Consider the following 2,815-nt stretch of genomic DNA (forward strand, 5'->3'; position numbering starts at 1 on the left):
GGCGGGACACCCACGTGAATACATAGCGTGGCGTGAGGCATACCCGGGGAACTGAAACATCTAAGTACCCGGAGGAAGAGAAAGAAAATTCGATTCCCTGAGTAGCGGCGAGCGAAACGGGAACAGCCCAAACCAGGAAGCATGCTTCCTGGGGTTGTAGGACACTCTACACGGAGTTACAAAGGGATAGGGTAGGTGAACGACCTGGAAAGGTCGGCCAGAGAAGGTGACGGCCCTGTAGCCGAAACCCCATCCCCTCCAGAGTGGATCCTGAGTACGGCGGGACACGTGAAACCCCGTCGGAATCCGGGAGGACCATCTCCCAAGGCTAAATACTTCCTAGTGACCGATAGTGAACCAGTACCGTGAGGGAAAGGTGAAAAGCACCCCGGAAGGGGAGTGAAAGAGATCCTGAAACCGTATGCCTACAAGTAGTCAGAGCCCGTTCACGGGTGATGGCGTGCCTTTTGTAGAATGAACCGGCGAGTTACGATGGCGGGCGAGGTTAAGCCGATGAGGCGGAGCCGCAGCGAAAGCGAGTCTGAACAGGGCGCATCAGTCCGTCGTCGTAGACCCGAAACCAGGTGATCTACCCATGTCCAGGATGAAGGTCAGGTAACACTGACTGGAGGTCCGAACCCACGCACGTTGAAAAGTGCGGGGATGAGGTGTGGGTAGCGGTGAAATGCCAATCGAACCTGGAGATAGCTGGTTCTCTCCGAAATAGCTTTAGGGCTAGCCTCGAGGTGAAGAGTTCTGGAGGTAGAGCACTGATTGGACTAGGGGCCCCCACAGGGTTACCGAATTCAGTCAAACTCCGAATGCCAGCAACTTGTACTCGGGAGTCAGACTGCGAGTGATAAGATCCGTAGTCGAGAGGGAAACAGCCCAGACCATCAGCTAAGGTCCCCAAGTGTATGTTAAGTGGAAAAGGATGTGGCGCTGCACAGACAACTAGGATGTTGGCTTAGAAGCAGCCACCATTCAAAGAGTGCGTAATAGCTCACTAGTCGAGTGGCGCCGCGCCGAAAATGTAACGGGGCTAAACATACCACCGAAGCTATGGATCCCGTAAGGGATGGTAGGAGAGCGTTCCAAGCAGCAGTGAAGCGGTATCGTGAGGAGCCGTGGAGCGCTTGGAAGTGAGAATGCCGGTGTGAGTAGCGAAAAGAGGGGTGAGAATCCCCTCCGTCGAAAGCCTAAGGTTTCCTGAGGAAGGCTCGTCCGCTCAGGGTTAGTCTGGACCTAAGCCGAGGCCGAAAGGCGTAGGCGATGGACAACAGGTCGATATTCCTGTACCGCCGTACCACCGTTTGAACGATGGGGGGACGCAGAAGGATAAGGTGACCGTGCGACTGGAAGTGCACGGACAAGCAGCGAGGCCGTCGGGTTGGCAAATCCGCCCGGCATACAAGGTTGAGCTGTGACGTGGAGCCCGTAGGGCGAAGCACCGGATTTCACGCTGCCAAGAAAAGCCTCTAGTGAGGAGGTCGGCGCCAGTACCGCAAACCGACACAGGTAGGCGAGATGAGAATTCTAAGACGCGCGGGATAACTCTCGTTAAGGAACTCGGCAAAATGGTCCCGTAACTTCGGGAGAAGGGACGCTTATGGCAACATAAGCCGCAGTGAATAGGCCCAAACGACTGTTTAGCAAAAACACAGGTCTCTGCTAAATCGCAAGATGAAGTATAGGGGCTGACGCCTGCCCGGTGCTGGAAGGTTAAGGGGATGTGTCATCGCAAGAGAAGCACTGAACCGAAGCCCCAGTAAACGGCGGCCGTAACTATAACGGTCCTAAGGTAGCGAAATTCCTTGTCGGGTAAGTTCCGACCCGCACGAAAGGCGTAACGATTTGGGCACTGTCTCAACGAGAGACCCGGTGAAATCATAGTACCTGTGAAGATGCAGGTTACCCGCGACAGGACGGAAAGACCCCATGGAGCTTTACTACAGCCTGATATTGAGGCTTTGTACGCGATGTACAGGATAGGTGGGAGTTTGTGAAGCCGGAGCGCCAGCTTCGGTGGAGACACCCTTGGGATACCACCCTTTGCGTATAGAGTCTCTAACTCGCAGCCGTGATCCGGCTGGAGGACCGTGTCAGGCGGGTAGTTTGACTGGGGCGGTCGCCTCCTAAACAGTAACGGAGGCGCCCAAAGGTTCCCTCAGAATGGTTGGAAATCATTCGAAGAGTGCAAAGGCAGAAGGGAGCTTGACTGCGAGACCTACAAGTCGAGCAGGGACGAAAGTCGGGCTTAGTGATCCGGTGGTTCCGCATGGAAGGGCCATCGCTCAACGGATAAAAGCTACCCTGGGGATAACAGGCTGATCTCCCCCAAGAGTCCACATCGACGGGGAGGTTTGGCACCTCGATGTCGGCTCATCGCATCCTGGGGCTGGAGTAGGTCCCAAGGGTTGGGCTGTTCGCCCATTAAAGCGGTACGCGAGCTGGGTTCAGAACGTCGTGAGACAGTTCGGTCCCTATCCGTCGTGGGCGCAGGAAATTTGAGGAGAGCTGTCCTTAGTACGAGAGGACCGGGATGGACGCACCGCTGGTGTACCAGTTGTTCCGCCAGGAGCACCGCTGGGTAGCTACGTGCGGACGGGATAAGTGCTGAAAGCATCTAAGCATGAAGCCCCCTCCGAGATGAGATTTCCCTTTGAGCAATCAAGAAAGACCCCTCAGAGACGATGAGGTAGATAGGTCATGGGTGGAAGCGTGGCGACACGTGGAGCTGAATGATACTAATCGGTCGAGGCTTTGATCTAGTCTAATGGTTTGTGTTGATGAATCCTCAGTTTTCAGGGAACAA

The 2,815-nt window shown here is 55.1% G+C and carries 1 rRNA gene; it reads left to right on the plus strand.

The annotated features are described in order from the left end of the window. A 23S ribosomal RNA gene (locus KNO68_RS14770) occupies positions 1 to 2,771 on the plus strand; the annotation flags it as partial. Between the last annotated feature and the right edge of the window lie 44 nt (positions 2,772 to 2,815).

Source organism: Exiguobacterium sp. s75, assembly GCF_018617145.1.
In the GTDB taxonomy this organism is placed as follows: domain Bacteria; phylum Bacillota; class Bacilli; order Exiguobacteriales; family Exiguobacteriaceae; genus Exiguobacterium; species Exiguobacterium profundum.